The 21735-nt window shown below is 60.1% G+C and carries 26 protein-coding genes; 24 read left to right on the top strand and 2 right to left on the bottom strand.

What is annotated here, in order from left to right:
• The 21 genes from LVS58_RS19310 to LVS58_RS19210 all read left to right on the top strand — a co-directional run bounded on the left by LVS58_RS19310 (window position 1) and on the right by LVS58_RS19210 (window position 17952).
• A complete protein-coding gene (locus LVS58_RS19310; protein WP_233692368.1) occupies window positions 1–1212 on the top strand; it encodes a phage portal protein in 1212 nt (403 codons plus the stop codon).
• On the top strand, window positions 1199–1837 hold the full coding sequence (locus tag LVS58_RS19305) for an HK97 family phage prohead protease (protein ID WP_233692367.1): 639 nt from the start codon (window positions 1199–1201) through the stop codon (window positions 1835–1837). The genes LVS58_RS19310 and LVS58_RS19305 overlap by 14 nt, the downstream gene beginning before the upstream one ends.
• Complete coding sequence (locus LVS58_RS19300) at window positions 1837–3039, top strand: phage major capsid protein (RefSeq protein WP_233692366.1); 1203 nt, start codon at window positions 1837–1839, stop codon at window positions 3037–3039. Before LVS58_RS19305 ends, LVS58_RS19300 begins: the two co-directional genes overlap by 1 nt.
• A 51-nt stretch (window positions 3040–3090) precedes the next feature.
• On the top strand, window positions 3091–3309 hold the full coding sequence (locus LVS58_RS19295) for a hypothetical protein (RefSeq protein ID WP_233692365.1): 219 nt from the start codon (window positions 3091–3093) through the stop codon (window positions 3307–3309).
• Entirely contained in the window at window positions 3310–3609 is a 300-nt protein-coding gene (locus tag LVS58_RS19290; protein ID WP_233692364.1) for a head-tail connector protein, read from the top strand.
• Window positions 3609–3935, top strand: a complete 327-nt coding sequence (locus tag LVS58_RS19285; RefSeq protein WP_233692363.1) for a phage head closure protein — start codon at window positions 3609–3611, stop codon at window positions 3933–3935. Before LVS58_RS19290 ends, LVS58_RS19285 begins: the two co-directional genes overlap by 1 nt.
• Before the next feature lie 8 nt (window positions 3936–3943).
• Window positions 3944–4114 carry a hypothetical protein gene (locus tag LVS58_RS19280; RefSeq protein WP_233692362.1) on the top strand — a complete coding sequence of 57 codons (171 nt, stop codon included), beginning with the start codon at window positions 3944–3946 and terminating at the stop codon, window positions 4112–4114.
• Window positions 4115–4117: 3 nt separating this feature from the next.
• Entirely contained in the window at window positions 4118–4618 is a 501-nt protein-coding gene (locus tag LVS58_RS19275; protein ID WP_233692361.1) for an HK97 gp10 family phage protein, read from the top strand.
• Window positions 4611–4997 carry a DUF3168 domain-containing protein gene (locus LVS58_RS19270; RefSeq protein WP_233692360.1) on the top strand — a complete coding sequence of 129 codons (387 nt, stop codon included), beginning with the start codon at window positions 4611–4613 and terminating at the stop codon, window positions 4995–4997. The genes LVS58_RS19275 and LVS58_RS19270 overlap by 8 nt, the downstream gene beginning before the upstream one ends.
• A 55-nt stretch (window positions 4998–5052) precedes the next feature.
• Window positions 5053–5556, top strand: coding sequence for a phage tail protein (locus LVS58_RS19265; RefSeq protein WP_233692359.1), 504 nt, complete (start codon window positions 5053–5055; stop codon window positions 5554–5556).
• A gap of 41 nt (window positions 5557–5597) precedes the next feature.
• Window positions 5598–5927 (top strand): hypothetical protein, encoded by a 330-nt coding sequence (locus LVS58_RS19260; protein WP_233692358.1) that lies wholly within the window; start codon window positions 5598–5600, stop codon window positions 5925–5927.
• A 107-nt stretch (window positions 5928–6034) separates the two neighbouring features.
• The gene (locus tag LVS58_RS25365) at window positions 6035–6175 is read left to right on the top strand and encodes a hypothetical protein (RefSeq protein ID WP_306139469.1); all 141 of its coding nucleotides are present in this window, start codon (window positions 6035–6037) and stop codon (window positions 6173–6175) included.
• A 43-nt stretch (window positions 6176–6218) separates the two neighbouring features.
• Entirely contained in the window at window positions 6219–9611 is a 3393-nt protein-coding gene (locus tag LVS58_RS19250) for a phage tail tape measure protein (RefSeq protein ID WP_233692357.1), read from the top strand.
• Window positions 9608–10093: a DUF1833 family protein gene (locus LVS58_RS19245; protein ID WP_233692356.1), complete on the top strand. Its 486-nt coding sequence runs from the start codon at window positions 9608–9610 to the stop codon at window positions 10091–10093. The genes LVS58_RS19250 and LVS58_RS19245 overlap by 4 nt, the downstream gene beginning before the upstream one ends.
• On the top strand, window positions 10093–10494 hold the full coding sequence (locus LVS58_RS19240) for a hypothetical protein (RefSeq protein ID WP_233692355.1): 402 nt from the start codon (window positions 10093–10095) through the stop codon (window positions 10492–10494). Before LVS58_RS19245 ends, LVS58_RS19240 begins: the two co-directional genes overlap by 1 nt.
• Entirely contained in the window at window positions 10466–13570 is a 3105-nt protein-coding gene (locus LVS58_RS19235) for a host specificity factor TipJ family phage tail protein (RefSeq protein ID WP_233692354.1), read from the top strand. The genes LVS58_RS19240 and LVS58_RS19235 overlap by 29 nt, the downstream gene beginning before the upstream one ends.
• A gap of 2 nt (window positions 13571–13572) precedes the next feature.
• Window positions 13573–14055, top strand: a complete 483-nt coding sequence (locus LVS58_RS19230) for a hypothetical protein (RefSeq protein WP_233692353.1) — start codon at window positions 13573–13575, stop codon at window positions 14053–14055.
• A 43-nt stretch (window positions 14056–14098) separates the two neighbouring features.
• Entirely contained in the window at window positions 14099–16048 is a 1950-nt protein-coding gene (locus tag LVS58_RS19225) for a hypothetical protein (RefSeq protein WP_233692352.1), read from the top strand.
• Window positions 16049–16061: 13 nt separating this feature from the next.
• Window positions 16062–16865 (top strand): hypothetical protein, encoded by an 804-nt coding sequence (locus tag LVS58_RS19220; protein WP_233692351.1) that lies wholly within the window; start codon window positions 16062–16064, stop codon window positions 16863–16865.
• A 95-nt stretch (window positions 16866–16960) separates the two neighbouring features.
• Window positions 16961–17443 (top strand): hypothetical protein, encoded by a 483-nt coding sequence (locus LVS58_RS19215; RefSeq protein ID WP_233692350.1) that lies wholly within the window; start codon window positions 16961–16963, stop codon window positions 17441–17443.
• Window positions 17440–17952 carry a DUF2514 family protein gene (locus tag LVS58_RS19210; RefSeq protein ID WP_233692349.1) on the top strand — a complete coding sequence of 171 codons (513 nt, stop codon included), beginning with the start codon at window positions 17440–17442 and terminating at the stop codon, window positions 17950–17952. Before LVS58_RS19215 ends, LVS58_RS19210 begins: the two co-directional genes overlap by 4 nt.
• Window positions 17953–18034: 82 nt before the next feature.
• Here the strand turns inward: LVS58_RS19210 and LVS58_RS19205 are convergent, their stop codons facing one another.
• On the bottom strand, window positions 18035–19744 hold the full coding sequence (locus LVS58_RS19205; RefSeq protein ID WP_233692348.1) for a glycosyltransferase: 1710 nt from the start codon (window positions 19742–19744) through the stop codon (window positions 18035–18037).
• A 151-nt stretch (window positions 19745–19895) separates the two neighbouring features.
• Between LVS58_RS19205 and LVS58_RS19200 the strand changes: the two genes are divergently transcribed.
• The 3 genes from LVS58_RS19200 (at window position 19896) to LVS58_RS19190 (ending at window position 20789) form a co-directional block, all read left to right on the top strand.
• Complete coding sequence (locus LVS58_RS19200) at window positions 19896–20120, top strand: hypothetical protein (RefSeq protein WP_233692347.1); 225 nt, start codon at window positions 19896–19898, stop codon at window positions 20118–20120.
• Window positions 20121–20193: 73 nt separating this feature from the next.
• Window positions 20194–20487 (top strand): hypothetical protein, encoded by a 294-nt coding sequence (locus LVS58_RS19195; protein ID WP_012052974.1) that lies wholly within the window; start codon window positions 20194–20196, stop codon window positions 20485–20487.
• Window positions 20484–20789, top strand: coding sequence for a hypothetical protein (locus tag LVS58_RS19190; protein WP_233692346.1), 306 nt, complete (start codon window positions 20484–20486; stop codon window positions 20787–20789). The genes LVS58_RS19195 and LVS58_RS19190 overlap by 4 nt, the downstream gene beginning before the upstream one ends.
• Before the next feature lie 154 nt (window positions 20790–20943).
• Here LVS58_RS19190 and LVS58_RS19185 read toward each other — a convergent pair whose 3' ends face one another.
• On the bottom strand, window positions 20944–21390 hold the full coding sequence (locus tag LVS58_RS19185; RefSeq protein WP_233692345.1) for a hypothetical protein: 447 nt from the start codon (window positions 21388–21390) through the stop codon (window positions 20944–20946).
• Window positions 21391–21735: the final 345 nt, after the last annotated feature.

Raw genomic sequence — 21735 nt, 5'->3', positions numbered from 1 at the left:
ATGGCATTCAAATGGTACAACCCCGCGACCTGGGGATTCTTCGGCTACACCGATCCGAACACGGGCGATTATGTCGAGGTTGACCTGGAGGTCGGCGGCAAACGCACCAAGGCGGGGGTGCGGGTATCCGCTAAAACAGCCCTGTCGATCAGCATGGTCTGGTCCTGCGTCAAGATCCTTTCCGAGTCCCTGAGTGGTCTACCGCTCAAGATGTACGAGGACAAGGGAGGGAATCGAGCGCTGGTCACCGGCAATGACCGAATGCTCAAGCTGCTCCGCAAGCCAAACCCTTACATGACCATGCTGAACTTTCTCAAGTTCGTGGTGGTGAACATGGCGCTGCGGGGTAACGCGTTCGCCCTGATCGAGCGGAACGTCCACGGCGATCCAATCGGCCTAGTGCCCTTGGATTGGCGGACTGTAAAGATCGACACTGATGACGACCTTGTCTACGTGGTGACACCCAGCGAGGGCGATCCATATCCGGTGTCCCCTGAGAACATGCTCCACTTCAAGCTGTTCAGCTTGGACGGTGTTGTTGGGCTATCGCCGATAGAGCACCAGGCGGAAACCATGGGGTTGGCGAAGGCTGGGCAGCAATGGTCGGCGCGATTCATGCGCAAGGGCGGATTTACTGGCGGCTATGTCATTTACGAGCAATTCCTGACCGAAGCTCAGCAAGCACAGATCATGGCGAAGTTTCCGGATGTTCGGAAAGCAGACGCCGATGACATCGGCAAGATGGCGATCTTGCAGGGCAACCCAAAAATCGTCCCCGCCGGCATCAGCCAGAAGGATGCGCAGTTTATCGAGTCGCAGCAGTTCCAAGAGGAAGCGCTGGCCGGCATTTACGGCGTGCCGCTATGGCTGGCCAACCGTGCTGGCAAGACCTCAATCATGGGTTCGAACCTTGAGCAGCAGCTCACAGGGTTCATCACCTTCGGCCTAAAGCCCTACATCGATACCGTCGAGGACGAGCTGAACGACAAGCTGTTTGGCTCAGGCCCACGCTTCGCTGAGTTCGTGGTCGAGGGGCTGCTGCGCGCTGACAGCGCCGGGCGAGCCGCCTACTTCCAGGCTGCCTTGGGTGGCTCGGGCGGCTCGGGCTGGCTGTCGATCGATGAGGTTCGCGAAAAAGAAAACTATGCGCCGCTGGGCGGCGACTACGCCCGGGTTACCCGGTGGGAGATGCAAAAAAATGGCGAACCTTGAAGTCCCGTTCGAGCTCAAGGCCGTAGACGATGCCGGCAACTTCGAGGGCTACGCCGCGGTGTTCAACAACGTCGACTTGGGCGACGACGTAATACTGCCTGGCGCCTTCACCCGGGTGAAGGCCACTCGCAGCGGCAAACTGAAGCTGGCCCTTTATCACGACCTGACGCGCCTGGTGGGAGCTGCAGATTACAGGCAGGACGACCACGGCCTGCTGCTCAAGGGTCAGGTAAACCTCAACGTCAGCTACGCCCGTGACGCCTACGAGCTGATGAAGGCCGAAGTGCTCGACAGCATGTCGATCGGCTTCAACACCATCAAGGCAGATTTCGAGGACCGTGCCGGCCGGCGCGTGCGCCTCATCAAAGAGGCCGAACTCTGGGAGGCGTCCTTCGTACCTTTCGGCATGAATCCCGAGGCGCAAGTCCTCAGCGTCAAATCGGACATCAGACTTTTCGAGAAGGCCCTGCGCGAACGCATGGGCCTCTCGCAGAAGGAAGCGGCGGCAGTCGCTTCGCTCGGCTACACCGCGCTACGCCGTGACGGCGGGAGCGAGGCCACGGCGATCGTGGATGAGCTGAAAGACATTTCCAACCTGTTCACCCACCATTTCGGAGTAGCATGATGAGCGAAGTAAAAGAACTGAAGGATTCCCTGGAGCTGCAACTGAAGAGTGGCTTCGAGGGGCTGCAAAAGAAATACGATGCGGCCATGGACGAGGTCCAGAAGGGCAACAAGGTTGCTGGCGACCTGAAGAAGCAAATCGAAGACCAGAAGGGAGAGCTGCAGAAGGTCATCGACCAGGTGGTTGATCTGGAGCAGAAAGGCGTCAAGCTGCGCGGCCTGCCGAGCGAAGGCAAAAGCTTCATCGACATGATCAAGGGCGATGACAGCTATAAGGCCCTGTCTTCGAATTCGGCTAGCCGTGCCGAGATCGAGGTCACCAAGTCTGATCTGGCCACCATGAAGGAAGTGAAGGTCACCAGCGCCGGTGTTGTCGCGCCAGTTTATGACACCACCATCCAGCCAGGCATTCGCCAAGAGCTGAGAATCCGCGACCTGCTCACCGCTATCCCGGTCACCGGGCAGAACTACACCTACTTCCGTGAGAAGCTGCATACTCGCGGCGCCGGCATGGTAGCAGAGGGTGGCTCCAAGCCAACCAGCGACGTGACTTTCGAAGCGGCAACCGATCGCGTCAAAAAGATCGCGGTCTGGATGCCAGTGACCGAAGAAGCGTTGGCCGACGTTCCCCAAATGCAGGGGTATATTCAGGAACTGCTGCGCTACGACCTGAAGCTCGAAGAAGAAACCCAGATCCTCAAGGGTGATGGTACTGGCGAAAACCTGAACGGTCTTATGACCCAGGCCACAATCTACGACGCCAACTTGACCAAGGCAGGCGATACCTCGATCGACATCGTGCGCCGCGGCATCTATCAGGTTCGTAAGCAATCGAAGCTGTCCGCTGATGGCGTTGTGATGAGCGAGCTCGATTGGATGAACATCGAGCTGCAAAAGGATGGAGAAAACCGCTACCTGTTCGCCAACCTGCAGGGCCTGGTCACTCCGATCCTCTGGGGTCGTCCGGTCATTACCTCGGACAGCATGGACGAGGGTGATGCAGACGATGGCGGCGAGTTCCTGATCGCCAACTTCGCCCGCGCGGCAATCCTCTTCGACCGCATGAGCTATCTGTTCAAGATGGGTCTGATCAACGATATGTTCATCAAGAACATGATCGCGCTGCTGGCTGAAGAGCGTCTGGGCCTCGGCGTGCGCCGCAAGGAAGCCCTGGTCAAGGGCAACTTCCCGGTCGCTGCCTAACCCATCCTTCAAGGCCGGCGTATCGCCGGCCTCTTTGTTTCAGGAGGCAGTATGCACATCAAAGCTCTGTGGGGGTTCGTCGGTAACGCCGATCTGCTGGGCTCCGAGTCGGCCAAGGTCAAGCGCGGCCAGGAGTTCGAGAAGGCTGACGATGAATACGCCCATGCACTGTTGGGCAAAGGCCTCGCCGTTGAGCTCGACGCCAACGGCAAGCCCAAGGTGGCCAAGCCCAAGGAATCCAAGCCTTCGGCCCCGAAAGAGGCCAAGTAAATGCTCGACCTTGCCACCGTGAAGATGCATCTGCGGGTCGATGGCGACGAAGAAGACGCCTTGATCGGCGGCTACGTCGCAGCGGCCAAGGCCCATGTCGAGCAGCACTGCGACCGCAAGCTGGTAGAAAACGACCCGGTGGAGCCCGAGGAAATGGGGTTGACCGGAGATGTCGAGCAGGCGGTCTTGCTGCTGGTCGGCCACTGGTACGCCAACCGCGAGGCTGTTGCTGTCGGCACTATCGCCACGGCCATGCCGCTCGCCGTCGAAAGGCTGCTCTGGTACAGGAAGCGATTCTGATGAGAGCCGGACCCATGCGACACCGCGGCCTGCTGAGCAAGCCGGAGCGCGTGCAAAACAAGACGGGTGGCTTCGACCAGGTGTGGGCGGATGTCGGGAGGGTATGGGCCGAGATCACCATGCCCACGGGCAGAGTGTCACCAGTGGCGGAGCAGATCGAGGCGGTTATCAGCGCTGAGATTCGTATCCGTCCAAGATCTGACGTGGTCGCTGGCTGGCGATTTACTGATCTTCGCTCCCGGGCGACCTACACCATCGAGGCTCCACTCCTTAACAACGAACGGGACATGCTGCGGTTGCTGTGCTCCAGCGTCCCCAACCCCTGAGGTGAATCATGAAAATTCGAGCACTGGGCCCGCTGACGGGCGCATCTGGTGAGCGTGAAAAGGGCGAAGAGTTCGAGGTCGAAAAGGCCTATGGCGAAGGCCTCATTGCCCGCGGCTATGCCGAAGAGGTCACCGAAAAGACCGAGAAGCCAGCGAAGGCTGCTCAGACCAAGGAGTAGGCCATGGCTCGCCGGTCCAGTATTCGTGGTGATATCCGGCTGCGCCGGACGTTGCGCAATATCCACAAGACCATGGACAACGAGCTCAAACCAGAGATGGAAAAGGCCGCGAACAGGATTTTGGAGACACAGCGACAGCTGATGCCCAAAGACACCGGGGCGGCAGCTGCAGCGCTGACCGTCTACGTTTCACCGAGCGGCCTGGATGCTCAGATCGGTATCCGGGGTAAGCGCGCCAATGGCAGGTTTTTCTATCTGCGCTTCATCGAGTACGGGACCAAGGGCTACATCGGCGGGAAGCGGGCGGGGGAGCGCAATCGGCGCGTAACCAACAAGAGCGACGGCACCCACTTTTTCGGCAAGTACCCGGACATTCCGGCCAGGCCGGCGCACCCATGGCTGCGCCCGTCGATGCAGGTCAATCGGGAGTATGTGATGGCCGACATTGAGGCCGCTGTACGCCGTACGCTGCGCAAAGCAAGCCAAGGAGTAGGCAATGGCTAATCCGTCACTGGCCCTGCAGGAAGCGATATTCGCCCGGCTACGAGCTGAGGTCAGTTGCCCGATCTACGACGGGGCGGACATCAACACCCCGATGCCCTACGTGTCGATCGACCGGGAAATCTCGGTGAATGCCAGCCCGATCTCCGGGCGCAAGCGCGAGACGCGCCTGATCTATCTGTCAGTCTGGTCTGATGCCGTTGGCCAGGCTGAGGTGAAGCGCATCAACGGCGAGGTTATCGCCGCCCTGGACGAGCGCCGCCTGCCGCTGGAAGTCGGCCGTGCCGTCTCCGTTCGGGTCGAACAGGCCGACGCCCAGCGCGATGCCGACGGCATCACCTACCAGGGCTCGATCACCGTCCGTGTGATCACCACCCACTGAATCACCCACTGGCCGCTCTGCGGCTTCTATCCAACGTGGCTTTGGAGGATCACCCATGCCCGCAGAAGACAACCTCAACACAGCCGCTGGCTGCCGCCTGTTCATTGGCAGCAAGACCGGCGCAACCACCAAAACCGAGTTCGAGGCCGACACCTATGTGCGTGTTGGTGAAATCGAAGACCTCGGCGAGTTCGGCGACACCTTCAGCAGCGTGACCTTCACGTCGCTCGAGGATGGCCGGGTGCGCAAGTACAAGGGCACGGCTGATGCCGGCGACATGACCATGACCGTGGGCCTGGATAACGGTGATGCTGGCCAGAACGCCGTCAAGACCGCCCACAAGGATCGCAGCAAGGGCGATTACAACATCAAGGTCACCCTCAACGACGGCGACCCTGATGCATCCCCGGCAATCAGCCCGACCACCTTCTACTACCGCGCGAAGGTGATGAACAACACCGTTGCGGCCGGCGCCGCTGACAACGTGGTGCGCCGCAAAATCACCCTGGGCATCAACTCGGAAATCCTCGAGCTGCTGCCGGCCCCTGTTACCCCATAAGCGACCCGGGGCTTCGGCCCCGGCCTCACAGGACCTGATCCATGAACAACACGCTGCACGGTACCGTTATCGTCAAGCTGGGTGATGAAGAGTTCACCCTTACCCCGACCCTGAAGGCTGTGCGGGCGATCGAGAGCCGCTTTGGCGGCCTGCGCGGTGCTTCCCAGGCGATCAACTCGCTCAGCGTCGACGGTTGCGCCGCCATCCTGGTGGCCGGTGCCGGCCTCGACGACAAGGCCGCCAAGGCAGTGCCAGAGAAAGTCTGGCAGCACGGCGTTCTTGATGTGTCGACGCAGCTGAACTCCTACTTGGTCGCGCTGTACAACCCGCGCGGCAAAGACCCGGGAAACGACCAAGCCGGGACGGCGTAAGCGTCATCGAAGACGGAAGTTACGTTGACCGGCTGTACTCGATCGCAACGGGCTGGCTTGGCTGGCAACCCGATGTGGCTTGGCGAACGCCGCTACCCGAGTTGTTCATGGCGTTGGATGCCAGGCTGGAGTGGTCGCAGATGACCAACCCCTTCGGCAAAGGAAAGGCGCAAGGGGCCAAGCCGAAACCCAGCGCCTCGGCCGTGGCCGACAAGCTGCGCCAGGCGCTGACGGGCCGAAACGCATAGCTCAACACCCGCTCCGGCGGGTTTTTTCGTTCTGGAGAATTACATGGCCGACCAACAGGTCCAGGGGATGCTGGTCCAGATTGAGGCGACCACGGCTCAGCTTCGTCGAGAGTTGGCCAATGCCGATCAGTTGGTCGCTCGGTCATCCCAGGCGATTGATCAGAGTTTGGCGAAGGTCGACTCTGCTTTTGATCGGGCAGGCGCCGCAGCGCAGCAAGCCGGTACTCTCGTTCGTGGTGCTTTCGCGGCCGTGGCCGGAGCCGGCCTGATCGGCGGAATCATTCAACAAGTCGACGCCTACGGTCAGATGTCTGACCGGATGAAGGCTGCAGCCGGAAGTGCAGGCGAGTACCAGCTGGTCCAGGAACACCTCCTGCAAACTTCCCAAGAAACCTATCGGCCTCTGGCTGAAGCCCAAGAGCTTTACATCCGCACTGCGGACGTAATGCGCAGCCTGGGCTTCAACACTCAGCAGACGCTCGACATCACCGACAGCTTCAGCTTCCTGCTGGTGACCAACGCCGCCGCTGCCGACAAAGCCGGCTCCGCGCTGGATGCGTACTCGAAGGCGCTGCAGACCGGCAAGGTCGAGGCGGATGGGTGGGTGTCCATTCAGGACGCCATGCCTACCATCGTCACTGCGATTGCCTCCGCAACCGGCAAGAGCGCCGAGGAGGTCAGGAAGCTCGGTGTCCAGGGCAAGCTTTCGCTCGATGACATCAACACCGGCCTGCTGCGCACCGTGGAGGTCAACCGCAAGGCTGCGGCCGACATGTCCACCAGCGTGCAGGACGCGATGGTGAACATCAGCAACTCCATTCAGGCATTCCTGGGTGGTATGGAAGAGCAAACCGGCATAGTCGCTGGCTTTGCGAGCGTGCTGATTGCCCTGGCTGACAACGTGGACCTGGTGGCCGTGGCCATGGGCGGCGTTGGAGCTGCTGCGCTGACCAACTACGTTGCGAAGGCCGGACTTGCCGTGCAGGCCGCGCGGGCTGACCGTGCTGCGCGCATTGCCCAGGCTGAGGCAACACTGCAGGCGGCGATTGCGGATCAACGGAAAGCTCAGACTGCCACCATTCTTGCTGAGCGGGAGGCTATTGCGGCGCGCGGTACCGCAGTTCAGACCCAAATGTCCCTTCAGCTCGCAACGGCGCGGACAAAGGAGGCCGCTGCAACTGCCGCAGTAGCAACAGCTCAGTCTGGGTTGAAGGCAGCTTCGGCCGGTCTCCTTGCTGGCCTGGGCGGACCCATGGGGTTGGCGATTCTCGCCGGCACCGCCGCGGCAAGTTTCCTCCTGCTTCGCGACAATGCGGACAAGGTCGGGGTCAGCCTGGAGGACATGCAAAAGCCCGTATCCCAACTGCGGGAGGAGTTCCAGAAACTCAACCGGGACCAGCGGGAAGCCGCTCTGGTGAAATGGCAACAGGAGCAGATCAACGCCGCGGACAAGGTCAAGGATGCCTATGGCGACCTTGCCCAGTCCATACGCTCTGCGACAGTAACAGCACCTGTTCGGGACTCGGGTGGTCAGTACAACAAGCAGTTGGCCGACTACCAAGGAATCATCGACCGGCTGAATGAGGCTCGGTCTTCAGGTGCAGACCTTGCCCCAATCCTCAAGGAGGTGGGTGCGCGCTTCCAGCTGCCAGCGGCTACGTTGCAGGGCTGGATCACTCAGGCGGGCGCCGTCAGTGATGCTGACCAGCGTTCAGGCCTGATTGCGGAAACCTTGCGCGTCCTCACCGGGGTTACCAAGGAAAACACGGTCGCGACCGAAGCGAACAATGCCGCGAAGACCGGTATGAGCAGCGCTGGCCAGACCTACCTGGAAACCCTGCAGAAGCAGCTTGGCGGCCTGCAAGACAACAACGACGCGATCAAGATCGCAAACCGCTACATCGCAGAGAATGCAGACCTCACCGAGACCGATCGGCAGGCGATTCTGTCGGCAGCCAACGCTATCGAGGCGCAGAAGAAGGCCAACGACAAGGCTAACAAGGCCAAGCGTGAGGGGGAGTCAAAGTCTGAACAGGCTGCCAAGCAGCAGCTGAAAGACTTCGACGCAGCTGAGGAAGGCTACAAGCGCCAGATTGAGCTGATCAACACCACTGGCGACAAGCACAAGGATGCGACTGAGGTCGCCAAGCTTTCCTTCGAGCTCCAAGAGGGGAAGCTAGGCAACCTGTCCAAAGCTCAGCAGAAGCGCCTGCTTGAGCTTGCTGCTGAGCTGGACGTGCTGAACAAGATCAAGAAGGCCAATGAAGATGACCTGAAGCTCAGCGCCTTCCGGTCCGCTCAGCAGAGTGGCACCCGAACTCAGGCTGACGGTTTCGATCAGGAGCTTGCTGGTATCGGCTTGGGCGACAAGGCGCGTGATCGCATGCGCTCTGAGCTTGCCCTGCGGCAGAAGTATGTCGCGGATCTCAAAGCGCTGAACGAGCAGCGTAACACTGGGCAGATCAGTCCAGAGCTGTACGCCGGCGAAACCGAGATCCTGAAGCAGGAGTTAGATAAGCAGCTCGAGAACCAGAAGAACTACTACGCAGCGGTAGACGAACAGCAGTCCAACTGGATGAACGGAGTGCGTGAGGCTTGGGCAAATTATGCCGACGAGGCAAGGAACTATTCGGCCCAGGCGGCCGATGCCACCACCAACATATTGGGAAGTGCCCGAAGCGAACTGAGCACCTTCATGACCGATGTTGCCACTGAGACTGAAAGTGCTGGTGATGCACTGGGCAACATGATCGGTGGCTTTGCTGAGTCGGTGCTCAACGCGCTGGCCGACATGGCCGCGCAGTGGCTCATTTACCAAGGGGTCCAGCTGCTCGTCGGCAAGACTACCCAGGCGAGCGCTGCGGGAATGATGGCAGCGAACGCCCAGGCGACAGCGCTGCAGGCCGGCCTGGCTGCCTTTGCTTCTACTGCAGCAATTCCAATCGTTGGTCCGGCCCTGGCACCAGGTGCAATGGCAACTGCGCTCACCATAGCCAACCCGTTGGCTTCGGCCGTGGGCATGACCGCGATGTCGGGTGTGGGCTTCATGGATGGCGGCTACACAGGACACGGCCGCAAGGATGAGGTCGCCGGCGCGGTGCACCGCGGCGAGTACGTGTTCGATGCTGAGGCTACAGCGCGCATTGGCGTGGGCACGCTGGAAGCCATCAGCGACGGTCGTGCCGCCTTCGTAGGTGGCCCAGGCAGTTCTTCGGCCCCCACTGCTGATTCAGTGGTCTCGGGCGGTCCGGCGCCGGCTCAGCCTGCGCCCCAGGTCAACTTGTATGAGGATGCCAGTCGCGCAGGGCAAGTTCAGATGTCAACGGGCCCGGATGGTCGTCAGATCCTTGATATCTGCGTGGCAAACATCCGGCAAGGCGGCGTGCTGGCCAAGGCTTATGAACAAACCTATGGGGCAAAAAGGGTAGGGCGATGACCGCGATTGCAACGTTGTACGCCTCTGGCGGCAAGGCGTGGATCATTCCGACTCTTGAGCTTCGCTGTCCAGCCTGGCCGGCGCCGATCTACCTCTGTGCTGGCTTCGACGATGTGTGGGCCACGCTCGAGACGGGGGCCAAGGTGAAGTTCACCGCCTCGGCCTTCGATGCAGCGCTGCCCAAGCGCGACGACAGTGGTAGCCAGACGCTGACCTTTGCCATCGACAACGTCACCGGCGTAGCTCAGCAACTGATCGACCAAGCGCTGGAGGCCCGGCAGAAGATCACTCTGGTGTTCCGGATCTTCCTCTCGTCCGACCTGTCCGCACCTGCAGAGAAGCCGTACCGGATGACGGTGCTCAGCGGGTTCATGGAAGGGGCCAGCGTGCAACTGCAGGCTGGCTACTCCGACTACATCAATTTGGCCTGGCCAAGGCGCAAGTACACCTTGAGTTTCGCCCCCTGCCTTAGGTACGTGTGATGTTTGACAGCTACTTGGCCGCCACCTACGAGGATGGCGGACGCGGCCCTGCGCGGTTCGATTGCTGGGGGATGGCCAGGGCAGTGCGTCATGAGGTGTACGGTCTGAGGCTGCTCCCGAGCTGGGGTTATGTCCGAAACACCATGCCGATTGAGTTCACCCGAGCGGTCAACCATGAAGCCGCTGGCATGGAGCGCTGCGAGCCGGAGGTCGGCGCTATCGCCTGCGTTTGGCGGGGCGATATCTGCATCCACGTTGCACTGATCGTTGAGGCCGAAGGCCGGCTGCATGGCCTGGAGATGAAGCCCAGCGGGGTGACCATCAAGCCGCTTCGGCGATTTCAAGACCAGTACCTGAAAGTGAGTTATCACCGTGATCGAATTCTACCCGAGCAAGCTTGAGGGCTCCCCCCTGGAGCGCCACAGAACCGACAAGGTGATGACGATCGAGGGGTGGCTGCAGCGCAACGTTCCAGGGTATGCGCCGCGATCGGCACCGCCCATCAGCATCGAGGTGAACGGGGTCTTCATTGCGCCTGCCCACTGGGGCAAGGTCGAGTTTTCCCCTATGGACAACGTCCGAATCTACCCGGAGCCCAAGGGCACCGGCCTTGAGGTGGCTGTGTGGGCCGTGGTGGCCGCCGTGGTGGCGGTCGGCGTCATCATGCTCACGCAGAAACCGCTGACCACCCCGACGAACAAGTCGCAAAAGGGACAGAGCCTTAACCTGGCGAAGACCACCGGCAACCAGGTAAAGGTGGGGGACATAATCCGGGAGGTCGCCGGCCGCACGCGAATCTTCCCCGACTTCCTGGTGCCCCCTCGGCATTACTTCGTCAACGAAACGGAGCAGTGGGTGGAGATGCTGCTGTGCGTTGGCGTGGGTGAGTTTGAGATCAACCCGACCGACGTGAAGATCGGCGACACCCCGATCGCATCGCTCGGTAGCACCGCGCGATACCGGATCTACGGCCCAGGCGAGTCGTTAGCTGATGAGCCGGCTCGGCTCTGGTGGCACAACTCCACCGAGGTTGGGTCAACCAGCACTGGCGGGGCAGGGCTCACGCTCACGACCACCACCACCGTGGCCCAGCAGTTTACGGGCGAATCGGTGCTGGTTGCCGACCATGTGCTGACCGTTCCAGAGGGTGCTGGCTGGTTCCCGCTCGGTTGGGACAGCGGAATGATTGCTCGCATCGAGGTGCCGTACCCGTACACATACACCGGTCCGGTTGATGGGAGCGCAACCGTGGTCAGCGGCCCGCATCTGCCCATGCTAAAGCCGTTTGTTGGAATGCGTATCGAGATATCGGGAGCCAATGCTGGCGAGTACGTGGTGGCCAGCTATACACCAGAGGTGCCAGGCACGCCGGCAGTGCCAGGTAGCGCCTCGATGGTAACCGGCAGCGCGGCGCCTACGCGCTTCGACTTCAATGTGACGCCGCTAAGCTTTACGGTTTCTCGGGGAGCCAGCGATTTCCCCGTTTCTCTGATCACTGCCACCACCGACCTCGCCGGCCTGGTATCTGCAGTGAACGCCGCTTTGGCAGGCACGCCGTTAGTGGCCAGTGCATCGAGCGGGCGCTTGCGGATTGCTGAGCAGGCCGCGCCGTTCACCGGTATCGACCTGACCATCACCGGTGTAGTCGTCGACATCCTGGGTGCGAGCCCCGTGTTTGCGACGGGCGTGAAGTCTGAGGCGGCAACGGATGGTCAAGATGCCTCGATGACCATGGCGTATGACGGCGGCGCTCCAGCTGTAGGCCTGCAGACCGGTGAATTGCTTTCATCGATAGGCTATCGCGACATGCGTTACCGGATCACGGAAGTTTCTGATGATTCCGTGGACGATGACAGCGAGACCCCGGAAGACGAGAGCCATGGGCCTTCAGCGATCACAGTCGTCCGCCTGACTGACACCGGTTCGGTTGACGATGAGTGGGATGGGTTCGACGCGATCCAGAGCAATGGCGTGAGCGCCGTGCTGGACGGGTCAACCACTGAAGGCGACTGGGCGGGGTCGTTCGTGGTCTGCCCGGAAGGCGAGACTGTACGCCGGGTGGAACTGGACTTCTTCTTACCGAACGGCCTGATCCGCTACACCGAGAAGAACGGCAACCAGCGTCAGGTCAGCGTGAAGGTCGAGGCGCAATACCGCGATACCAACACGGCAGGTGACTGGACCTCCGTTTTCTGGACCTTCACTGCAACCCGCCGAGATCAGATCGCTTTCACCCGAGCGGTAACCTTCCCGACCTACATGCGCGGGGAAATGCGGGTCCGCCGAATCGGTGAAGAGTCTACTGCCAACACCAAGCAGGACCGTGTGCAGTGGTATGGCATGCGCGCCAGAATCGACAAGGCGCCGTTGCGCTATCCCGGCGTGACGGTGATCGCTGTGTATGCCCGGGGCGGTACCAAGCTGTCAGCGCAGTCCGAGAGTCAGGTATCAGTGATTGGCACGCGGAAGCTGCCGGTGCTGGTCGATGGCACCTGGTCGGCGCCGACAGCTACCAGGGACATCGCACCCTGGGTTCACTACGTCGCGGAGGATGCGGGCGCCACTGACGACGATCTGGATATCGAAGAGTTCGTGCGCCACGGCGCTACTTGGCAAAGTCGGGGGGACTACTTCGACTTCGCCGTAGAAGAGGCAGGCACGGTCAAGGACGCCCTGAACGATGCGTTGAAGGCCGGGTTTGCGAAGTTCACGCTTGAGCGTGGACGGATCACGCCCGTGCGCGATGAGCTGCGCACCCAGATCGGCAAGATGTACACGCCGCAGAACATGACCAGCCCCCTCAAGCGCGCTTTCACACTGCCGGCACCGGATGACTACGACGGCGTGCTTATCAAGTACCGGGATGGGAACACCTGGGCGGAAGAAACGGTGAAGTGCAAGCTGGACGGTGATGCATTCATCAGGGTCGAGGAAATAACGCTCGATGGCGTCACTGACCGCGATCGTGCCTGGCGGTATGGCATGCGGCAGCGCCGGGCGCAGGTCTACCAGACCAAAAGCTACAGCTGGAGCACCGAGCTATCGGCGCTCAATAGCGGTTACCTCAGCTATGACGCTGTGGCAGATGACATTCCGGGGTACGCCCAGTCCGCGGTAATGGCTGATTGTTCCCATGGAGAGGGCCCGGTGATCGTAGAAAGCAGCGAGCCGTTCACTTGGGAGGCTGGGAAGACCCATGTGCTTGCAGTTCGCAGGCCTGATGGTTCTGTCAGCGGGCCATGGGCTGCAGCGCGCCTGGACGACTACAGAGTAATCATCCCGACGATTGATTTCGAACCGGATCTTTCCTTGGAGATTGAGCCGCCGCACTTGCTGTTCGGCGTCTCGAACAGGTGGTGCTACCCGGTCCTCATCACATCCATCGAGCCGGGTGACTACTCGGCGGATATGGAGGCGGTCAACTACGACGCGCGTGTCTACGCGGATGACGACAACTTTGCACCTGAGGATGCTTGAGGATGCTGACCTTTCCGGATGATCTCCCGCTGCCAGTGGGGGATGGGTACGGCTTCAAGCCCGTAAGCCCGATAATCAGGACGACGATGTCGAGTGGTCGGGCCATGCAGCGGCGGCGGTTCGGCAGCGTTCCTACGCTGCTGCCCGTCAGCTGGTTGCTCTCGGCAGCAGAGGCCAAGCTGTTTGAGGGGTGGTGCAAGTGGGGGATCGGGTGGGCCGACTGGTTCCTCTGCCCGCTTCGGACGCCGCTGGGGCTGAAGCCGCATCGCGCCAGGTTCACCGACATCTACACCGGTCCCGAGTTTGTGAGCGATGACCTGTGGCGCTACACGGCCACGCTTGAGTTGTTCGAATTGCCTATCGTCGACGAGGCGGAGTTCACCTCTCTGCTTGCCGGTATGCCGATCACGGTAATGACCGCCCAGCTCCGCGCCTTGCTGGAGCGCTGGTACACCAAGTCTTGGCCAGGCGCCACGGCTACCTAATTCTCTGCCCACTTCGGTGGGCTTTTTTTCGCCTGGAGTAAACATGAGCGGAGCAGAAGATCTCGCGCGCTTGACACAAACGATCGACAAGACCGACGAGCTGCTACTGTCGCCGGAAGTGAAAATGGTGGAGGTGTCGCCTGGGGTATGGCGACCGACCAATGCGATGGTAATGACTAACCTGTCGACCTTGCTTGGCGGGGCAATGCCCTACACCTCGGTGGCGCTGGGGCTGGTTGGCACCGTGGATGGCACAAACTTCAGCGTTCTTTCGAGCGCTGATGACGAATATGTGAACGTGTACCGCAATACAGCAGGTGCTGCGGTTTTCGTGGATACCTACCCGAACGCCAAGAAGGTCAAGCAGGTGCAGGACAGTACCCAGTTCGCTGTCGAGACAGCTCCACCCCGCAACATGTCGGAAACTCACCCATGGGCCCTAACTGATGAGCTGCTTCGCGTAATCCTCGGGGTGAGAACCGACGGTGTCGTCGATGCGATCCTCGACCGGCTGCCCGGCCTGTCGCTGGTCGGTGACTTCGCGTGGGCGCTCTGTGACCAGAACGACATCGTTATCCTGGGTATCAAGTGGAGCGGTGAGGTTGTGTTCTATCAGCCGCCGGCCAGCGCCGCGACTTCCTTGGCGTGGGTGGAGGGCGCCCATGGCCAGCGAGATGTGTGGGTGCTTTCCAATGGCATTCCCTACCAGCTCACATCTGATGGGGACAACAGCGAGCCGCTGCTCAGTTCTGGTGTCGTTAACTACTTGCGCCGCTACAACACTGTGACAGCCCAGTCTGCTCAGGTTCCCGCCGCCGGCAGCGTTGCCGGGTACGTGACCAAGCTTCTGCACATCCTGTTCAACGGCCAGTCGCTTATGAGGGGTATTGGCTCTGGCGCGCCGATCACCACTCAGCCGCCCGCCGCAAACAGGCTGCTCACCCTCAATGATGGGGTGCAGCTAGCGGACGAGACCGGGACCCTGACTTCCGGCATGGTTGCACCGTTTAAGCCGCTCACTGCCCGCTCGCTTGAGTCGCCTGCACTGCAGACGGCCGCCAACATCAACCGCAATCGCGGCTTGCCGGCGAACTGCGGCCTGCTCACCAGCGACCACTCGCGGGGCGCGCAGGGCATCACGTCACTGAACAAGGGCACCGTCCCGTACGGCAATAGCATCACCGCAGCCACGGCCGCGAAGGCTGAGGCCGATCGCTTGGGCTATGCCTACGAGATTCCGTTTGTTGGCTGGAACCAGGGGCAGCATGACGGCGGCATGGCCGCCGGGGTGTACATCGGCCACCTGCTGCAGCTGCAAACCGACTACGACGCCGACCTGCGAGCGGTGTCCGGGCAGATCAACACCATCCCGATGCTGCTGACCCAGATGAGCAACTGGACGGCGCCGGCCTACAACCGATCCTTCAGCAATATCCCTCATGAGCAACTGCAGGCGGCGCTGGAGAACCCCGAAAAGTTTGTGATGGCCGGCCCTCAGTACTCTCTGCCGAGCAATACCGACGGCATCCATCTTCCTGCCGCGTCGTATGCCCGCGATGGCGTGATGGTTGCCCGCGCGGCGCGCGCGATCATAAACAAGCGTATCTGGCTGCCTCTGCACTGCCTGTCGGCCAAGCGCACTGGTGTAACGGTCGACCTGCGGTTCCACGTGCCGACCGGACCACTGGTTATCGACATCGTGAACGTGCTGGACCCTGGCTTCTACGGCCTGCGCTGGATCGACAGCACGTCCAGCGCGACCCTTACCAAGGTCGAGAAGACCGGCTTCGATACCCTGCGCCTCACCCTGAGCAATGAGCCTACAGGCACCGAACAAATGATAGGCATCGCCGACATCGGTGTAGCAGGCAGTCGTGCGGGTCCGACTACCGGTCCAAGAACGTGCATTCGGGACAGCGCCCCTGATCTCGATGCTAGCGGCACACCGGTATACAACTGGGCCTGCCACCAACGAATTCAAGTCACCAACTGATGGAGTGCACCTCATGGCTTTGCGAGGCCAACTGATTGTCCTGCCTGGCGTCCAGGCACCTGCAGCACCTGGTGCGGTGAAACTCAACGTTTCCGCCGCCGACCGCATCGCATCGTCGATGCCCTACATTCACCGGGCGATGGCGCCAAAAAGTCTGGTGGCCCTGGCTGAGGGTGGCGTCTCGGGCAATTGCCGGGTTACCGGCGAAAAGCTGCTCCAGAAGGGTTCGTCGCCCTCGGTCCTGCGCCTGAGCACCGTTGGTGGCAAGCCGGCGCTGGGGTTCTCTGCCGACAACAGCCTGGGTGCGCTGGCGTTTCAGCCGGGAAGCCTGCCGGCTTCCTACACGGTGGTCATGCTGATCGCCATCACCGAGCCCACTGATCGCCTGAACTTCATGATGGCCTACACCGGTGATGCAGCGATCGCTACGGTACTTCGCTACGACACCACCACCGCCTCCTCGGAAGTCAAGCGTCTGGTCGCCTACGGCAGCACCAACAGCGCGCCATATGCGGAAGCGATACGGCCGGCCGGTACCTGGGCTGTCGCGATTGTTGATTACGACGACACGACGAAGAAGGTATCGATCGCGGTGAACCAGGTTGAGTCGTTCGCTGAGAACACCAAGACCACCGGCAGTGCGGCCGGCACCGAAAGCTACCTCGAGATCGGCTATCACGGCAGTGGAAACAGCCTGCGCACTGCCAAGGTAGGGGACACCTTCGTGTTCAACCGGTCGCTTCGCACTAGTCCAACCAACCTGGCACAGCTTGCGCAACTGGTCGCCGCGCTGAAAACCGAATACGGCATCGCCTGATCTGCAAGCTGTGAACGTGGCCGCCTTGAGCGGTTTTTTTGCACCTGTAAATCATGTAGCCCGCCATGCGCGGGCTTTTATTGACTGGAGAAATCATGTCACTGGACACCGATATCCGAGAGGGCCTGGCCCTGCTGCCGCCGCAGATGGGCACGCGGCCAGCGAGGGTCATCCTTCACGCCATCAACCTGCAGGAAAACCCGACGCGGCTGGAGCAGCAGGTCAAGGGGCCGGCCCGGGGCGACTACCAGTTCGAGAAGGGCGGCGGCGTCGTTGGCGTAATGACCCATGGCGCGGCCAAGGCCAAGGCCCAAGAGGTCTGCCGCGCCCGCGGGGTGGCGTTCAATGCCGACTCGATCTATCAGGCCATTGGCCGGGACCCTGTTCTGGCCGCAGCACTTGCCCGGCTACTTCTTTGGACTGATCCGAAGCCTTTGCCGGAGGCCGGGGATGAGCAGGGAGCCTGGGCGCTTTATCTGCGGGTTTGGCGACCTGGTGCGTACGATCGACAGCCAGAGGAGCTGCGAGCGAAGTTCAAGCGCAACTATGCCGATGCCATGAAGGCAGTTCCCGCATGAATTGGTTGGCCGCTGTGCCAGCTTGGTGCTGGTGGCTGATTGCGCTGATTGTCGTGGGCGGCGGTCAGCAGTACCGGGTGGTTGTTGCCCGGGGCGAGACCGCCGAGGCCCGAACCGAACTGTCCGACTACCGACTGCAGGTAGCCGAGCGGGATCGGCGCTCCGCAGTCCAGGCCAGAACCGAAGAACAGCGCCGCCAGGCTGTGGCGGACAAGGAGGGTGAGAGTGCACGACAGCAACTGGAACTGGCCCAGGGCCGCGCCGCTGCTGCTGAGTCTGCTGCTGGCGGGCTGCGGGGTGAAATCGATCGACTGCGCGCCGGCCGAGCAGCAACCTGCAACACCATCGCTACCCAGCAGCGCCAGGCAGGAACCTCTGCCGTCGTGGTGCTCGGGGGATTGCTTGAAGAGTCTGACCGAATGGCGGGAGACCTCGCGGCAGCGCTTGAGCGAAGCCGAATAGCCGGCCTGGCTTGCGAAGCTATGAGCGACGCAATGCGGAAAAATTAAAAGATGGGAGAGGGGGACGGGGCGACGCTTTGCTGAATGGCCCCTACATTAAGGAGTATGCCAGGGCCATAAGCGTAGTTTGTCAGCCAATCAAGCGGAGCGTGAACGACTTGTGCGGGATAGTACCCTTGTGGGTCTTCGGCCCCTGGCCGAATTTGATAGCGTAACGTGACGAATCCTCATCAAGTTTCATACTCTTGATTCGGTAGACGCCTGGTTCAAGCTTCGAAATCTTGTCGTTGAATTGCTTCGATCTGTCGATCTTGATGATCTCGACATGCCGGGCCGTTTGAGAGAGCTCTTCGGTGATGTCGTTAGCCGAAATGAACAATGTGCCCGAACTGCTGGAGTGGGAGTTTTCGATAGCCCTGCTCTTCGATCCATGCTTTGGAGCAGCACCTTTTTGTGCCAGGCCGTTGACCAGATCAATCCACTCCTTGCCAATTCGCTTGGAAGAGTACTTGGCGGCAGTTGCCAGGGCGCCCTTCGAAAGCGCCTCGAATGCATTGTTGTCTTCGGCGATTTCAAGAATGCGTTCGGCTAGCTCTTTTTCGGACTCCACCAAGTAGCCGTTAGCGTAGTCATCGATGATCTCGATAGGGCCGTAATTGGTGTTGAACGAAATTACCGGCGTGCCCATCGACATCGACTCGATGATGCTCAGGCCGAAACCTTCAGACAGCGAAGTGGATAAGGTGCAGCGAGCCCGGGAATAGACGGCATGTGGAACTCGGGTGTAGCCGTTGAGAGACACGTTGTCTTCAAGATCTAGCTCAGAAATAAGCTCAGAAAGTTCATCGGCCAAAGCACCGCGACCCCAGATCTCCAGCTGGAGTTTTGGGTTTTGCTCTACGACGATCTTGAAGGCGCGAATGGCGCGGTCGAGGCGCTTGCCACCTTCAAGTCGCGAGACGATTGCGAAGACGTTCTGGTCTCTGGAAACGTCTTGCTTAATAGCAAACTCAGTGACCGAGTTAGGAATAACAACGGCGTTGGAGCTTTCGCCGAACTGCTGCTCGATGTCCCTTTTTTGGCTTTCGGTAAGCAGCACAAGAGCATCGCAGCTGTTGGCGTTATCAATGATCAGCTGACTGCGAGGCTTAATCGGGCTGCCAAAGGTGAACGGCTCCATGAAGTGGTTCCCATGGAGGGTCAGAACCTTGGAGATCTTGCCGCCGAGAACATTGGTCACAACGTCGCTCGTTGAAGAGGCGTCGGAGATTATGACCGTGTGCGCGCCGTAGTCGGCAAGCTCTTCGAGCCATGCTGAGCATGCTTCGTCACGTGTTTTGTACTGTTTCGATCTTTCGCTATCAATTACCAATTCAAAAGATACAGAGTTACCTTCGGCGTCCAGGATCTCCCGGGCAAATACATCGCCAAAGCTGTTCATGTATTCGCGACTCTGGAACTCGGTCAGGCCGATGAATCGAGATCTTCGCTTTGGAAGGTTGGATGCAAACTTGACTGAGAGCTGCTCAAGATCGGTGATCTTGGTGCCGGAGCGACGCATTACGGAGGCTTGGCAATAGTAGTAGAAGAAGTTCAGCGCAAGGACTGGCTTTGCCAGCTGCCCGCTGATGCGCAGGGACTGTACAGAACCTTGCAGCCCAAGGTCCCAGTCGATTGAAACGATGCACGACCTGAAGCCGTTATCCGCCAGAATGGCAGATCGGTTGAGCGACACCCGTGTCACCCCTCCGGCAGAGGCAGACAATCGGTTTAGGACAGAGACCACCTGAGTTACAGCCGGTGGAGCAGCCCGTTTTCTTCCCATCAATGCGCCAAGCATCCGTACACATCCTGATCCGTTACAAACCCGGCATTATGCCAGCAACCCTTGCTAACTGCAGCTTTTAGAAGCGCTCAGAAAGCTAGCTGGAAATTTCTTGCAAAAGTACCATTCTCTTCATCGACCAAACAGGCCCGTAGAGAACATTGCAGTGGACAAGCGCACCTTCATAGGGATGGTTGAAGCCGGCGAGCCGCTGATTCAGCAGGCTATCGACGCCCTGCGGGAATATCACCAGGCCCAGCATCGCGGCGCGCCGGCGGAGGAGATCGAGCGCCTGCGTCTGCTGGCTGAGTCACTGTTCCAGGTGGTGTCCGATTACCAGCTACGCGTCATCGCCAAGGTCAGAGGTAAGGATTTGCCACCTCTTCACTGATCCGCTGATCGGCAATTGCCCGCGACCTATCCCGCCTATACGATACTGTTCATATATACAGTATTGGTGCCCTATGTACTTCCTCCTCGTTCGCCGCCGCGTGAATGGCGTGGCCATCCCTACGAATCAGCTCGGCAAGATCACACCCATCCGGGCCGACATCCACATCGGCGACCACCACAGTGAGCCGCTGGGCCGGGTATCGACCCAGGCCTGGGTGTTCAACCCGTCGCCTGGGCCGGACATCATCCCGCGGCTGCACGATGCCAAGGTCAACGGCATGGCCCAACTCGGGATCAACATCAACGGGGTGGAGGAGGTCGACGGCGTGCTCTACGCGCAGTCCTGGTGGTGCAGGGCAGAATGATGGAGGGGATACCGAAAGCTTGGCTGGATGAGCTGGACGACAGATTTGCCTTGGTCACCGATCCAGACGGACGTGCCGCTGTTCTCGATGAGATGGCCTATGCCGCTCACCGCCGGTGTGAAGTCAGCTCGGAGAACCTGGTCGATATGCTGGAACTGTCCGAGGCGGCGCGGCTTTGGGCGCTGACAGAGCATGAAGAGGCCTATCACATCGGCCTGTTCAAGTACGAATCGTGGGAGGGGATGGGGAGTGATGAGCTTGGCCGGATCATCGTTAGCAGAATGCCAGGGTGGGGGTGCTGATGCTGTCTAGAACTGCTCGAAAGCTTTTCGGTTTTACTGAGTGAAAGTCGCTGATACTGGCCGAACTGTATTAGACAGGGGCGGTGCACAGGCCGCTTATGGCGCGGCCTGAGGCCAGAATCTCACGCTACTGCTGCAGTACTGGAGTCTCTATTTAAGGTAGGGCTGGAGCGAGCACGAGAGCCGCTCGCCCCAGGTAAGTCCAGGCCGCGATTGCGAATGCAATCATCCCCACCGAAAAGGCAGTCAAGCCGACAAGACCAACCGTCCACGCCCAGATGTCCCACCATTTCGAAAAGCTCCATTCCTTGTCTTTTTCAATTGCCGCTCGCCAACGTTCGCCTATTGCATAGTCCCTAGCCAGCACCACGACGAGTGTGAAGGAGAACAGCAGCATCGAGACCGTCAAGCTGACCCAAGCCCACCTTGCAGAATGCAAAACTGTCGAGGGAAGGCCAATCTTGTCCGAAAAGAAGACAGAGCAGGTGGCCAAAGCACCTCCGCTCAACACAAATAGAAGCTTGATGATCTCGAGCGCGTATTTGAGTGTGGCCTTCTGATGGTCGTCATGCCGCGCCACTTCTTTTTCATCCCATGCCAAGTTGCTTTACTCCATTCTGGGGGCGGTATCCGATCCGAGTTTAGCGCCTGGCAGCCTGCCTTCAACCCTGCAAATCGGTTCCAAAACTGAAACGGCGACCCTTGCAGTATGCGGCCTGTAGCCGTGCCGTTTCGTCTTTGTTTTGGAATCGATTCTAGCGCTGGCGCCGCATGGATTGGGCGCTTGTACCACGGTCTTGAAATCCGGTGATAGGACGCCGACCAGGGGTGTACTAGCTATCAGCGCGACCTGGCGCGTGATACCAATTTTGATACCAATGGTGGGGTTTTGAGGGGGAGCGTAGGGGTGTTTAGCCCAATGAAATCAACCCTTTACCACCGGCAA

The organism is Pseudomonas sp. JR33AA, from assembly GCF_021378985.1.
Taxonomy (GTDB): Bacteria; Pseudomonadota; Gammaproteobacteria; order Pseudomonadales; family Pseudomonadaceae; genus Aquipseudomonas; species Aquipseudomonas alloputida.
This window is presented reverse-complemented; position numbering and strand designations above follow the sequence as displayed.

Coding starts and splice junctions, on each gene's coding strand:
- LVS58_RS19310 (WP_233692368.1), top strand. CDS start 1: ATGGCATTCAAATGGTACAACCCCGCGACCTGGGGATTCTTCGGCTAC.
- LVS58_RS19305 (WP_233692367.1), top strand. CDS start 1,199: ATGGCGAACCTTGAAGTCCCGTTCGAGCTCAAGGCCGTAGACGATGCC.
- LVS58_RS19300 (WP_233692366.1), top strand. CDS start 1,837: ATGAGCGAAGTAAAAGAACTGAAGGATTCCCTGGAGCTGCAACTGAAG.
- LVS58_RS19295 (WP_233692365.1), top strand. CDS start 3,091: ATGCACATCAAAGCTCTGTGGGGGTTCGTCGGTAACGCCGATCTGCTG.
- LVS58_RS19290 (WP_233692364.1), top strand. CDS start 3,310: ATGCTCGACCTTGCCACCGTGAAGATGCATCTGCGGGTCGATGGCGAC.
- LVS58_RS19285 (WP_233692363.1), top strand. CDS start 3,609: ATGAGAGCCGGACCCATGCGACACCGCGGCCTGCTGAGCAAGCCGGAG.
- LVS58_RS19280 (WP_233692362.1), top strand. CDS start 3,944: ATGAAAATTCGAGCACTGGGCCCGCTGACGGGCGCATCTGGTGAGCGT.
- LVS58_RS19275 (WP_233692361.1), top strand. CDS start 4,118: ATGGCTCGCCGGTCCAGTATTCGTGGTGATATCCGGCTGCGCCGGACG.
- LVS58_RS19270 (WP_233692360.1), top strand. CDS start 4,611: ATGGCTAATCCGTCACTGGCCCTGCAGGAAGCGATATTCGCCCGGCTA.
- LVS58_RS19265 (WP_233692359.1), top strand. CDS start 5,053: ATGCCCGCAGAAGACAACCTCAACACAGCCGCTGGCTGCCGCCTGTTC.
- LVS58_RS19260 (WP_233692358.1), top strand. CDS start 5,598: ATGAACAACACGCTGCACGGTACCGTTATCGTCAAGCTGGGTGATGAA.
- LVS58_RS25365 (WP_306139469.1), top strand. CDS start 6,035: ATGGCGTTGGATGCCAGGCTGGAGTGGTCGCAGATGACCAACCCCTTC.
- LVS58_RS19250 (WP_233692357.1), top strand. CDS start 6,219: ATGGCCGACCAACAGGTCCAGGGGATGCTGGTCCAGATTGAGGCGACC.
- LVS58_RS19245 (WP_233692356.1), top strand. CDS start 9,608: ATGACCGCGATTGCAACGTTGTACGCCTCTGGCGGCAAGGCGTGGATC.
- LVS58_RS19240 (WP_233692355.1), top strand. CDS start 10,093: ATGTTTGACAGCTACTTGGCCGCCACCTACGAGGATGGCGGACGCGGC.
- LVS58_RS19230 (WP_233692353.1), top strand. CDS start 13,573: ATGCTGACCTTTCCGGATGATCTCCCGCTGCCAGTGGGGGATGGGTAC.
- LVS58_RS19225 (WP_233692352.1), top strand. CDS start 14,099: ATGAGCGGAGCAGAAGATCTCGCGCGCTTGACACAAACGATCGACAAG.
- LVS58_RS19220 (WP_233692351.1), top strand. CDS start 16,062: ATGGCTTTGCGAGGCCAACTGATTGTCCTGCCTGGCGTCCAGGCACCT.
- LVS58_RS19215 (WP_233692350.1), top strand. CDS start 16,961: ATGTCACTGGACACCGATATCCGAGAGGGCCTGGCCCTGCTGCCGCCG.
- LVS58_RS19210 (WP_233692349.1), top strand. CDS start 17,440: ATGAATTGGTTGGCCGCTGTGCCAGCTTGGTGCTGGTGGCTGATTGCG.
- LVS58_RS19205 (WP_233692348.1), bottom strand. CDS start 19,744: ATGCTTGGCGCATTGATGGGAAGAAAACGGGCTGCTCCACCGGCTGTA.
- LVS58_RS19195 (WP_012052974.1), top strand. CDS start 20,194: ATGTACTTCCTCCTCGTTCGCCGCCGCGTGAATGGCGTGGCCATCCCT.
- LVS58_RS19190 (WP_233692346.1), top strand. CDS start 20,484: ATGATGGAGGGGATACCGAAAGCTTGGCTGGATGAGCTGGACGACAGA.